Source organism: Hymenobacter agri (assembly GCF_054778495.1).
The window spans coordinates 1-846 of the sequence record NZ_BAAGZM010001089.1; the positions used below are offsets into that span (position 1 = coordinate 1).

The window sequence follows — 846 nt, forward strand, 5'->3', positions numbered from 1 at the left end:
GCGCCCGTCACCACCAGCGGACCGGCGCTGGTGCCGCACGTTTTCGCCGGGCTGGCCAACGAGCCCATCCGGCTGGAAATCCGCAAAACCAGCGGCCCCAAAAACCGGCTCGACATCGACGACATCGTGCTCGAAACTGCCGGCGGCCCCGCCGTGGCCACCGGCTCGGGCGTAGCAGGCGGCTACTTCGAGAACCGCGGCCAGACCTCGTCCTCCAATACCCAAAACCCCACCACCCAATACCCCGCCGGCACGGGCACCGGCCAGGCCCAGGACCCCAACGACGCCAACCTGGCCCTAGGCAACCCCAGCGGCGCCACCTCCGACCCCGCCAACGCCAGCAACTACCTGCTCGTCCACCCCGAATTTACCATCGGCTACAACGCCCCGCGTGGCATTCCGAACTGGGTGAGCTGGCACATCGATAAGGCCGACCTCGGCCAGGCCCCGCGCCAGAATAACTTCCGCCCCGACGCCGCCCTGCCCCGCCAGTTCTATCAAGTCACGCCCGCCAGCTACGCCCGCTCCGGCTTCGACAAAGGCCACAACTGCCCCAGCGGCGACCGCACCGCCGACCTCGACGCCAACGCCAACACCTTCCTGATGACCAACATGGTGCCCCAGGCCCCGCACAACAACCAGCAAACCTGGGCCCACCTCGAAGAATACGGCCGCTCGCAGGTGCAGCGCGGCCAGGAAATCTACGTCATCATGGGCAGCTACGGCCGCGGCGGCACCGGCTCGAACGGCTACGCCGAAACCCTCGACCAGGGCCGCGTGACGGTGCCCGCCCGCATCTGGAAAGTCATGGTCATCCTGCCCGACGGGGTGAATGATTTGCAGCGC

Annotated in this window: 1 protein-coding gene; it reads left to right on the plus strand. The window is 67.7% G+C overall.

The genetic code is table 11. The features are described 5' to 3' along the window. Positions 1-846, plus strand: an 846-nt coding sequence (locus ACYVDE_RS24645) for a DNA/RNA non-specific endonuclease (RefSeq protein WP_460504159.1), incomplete at both ends; no start/stop codon positions are given.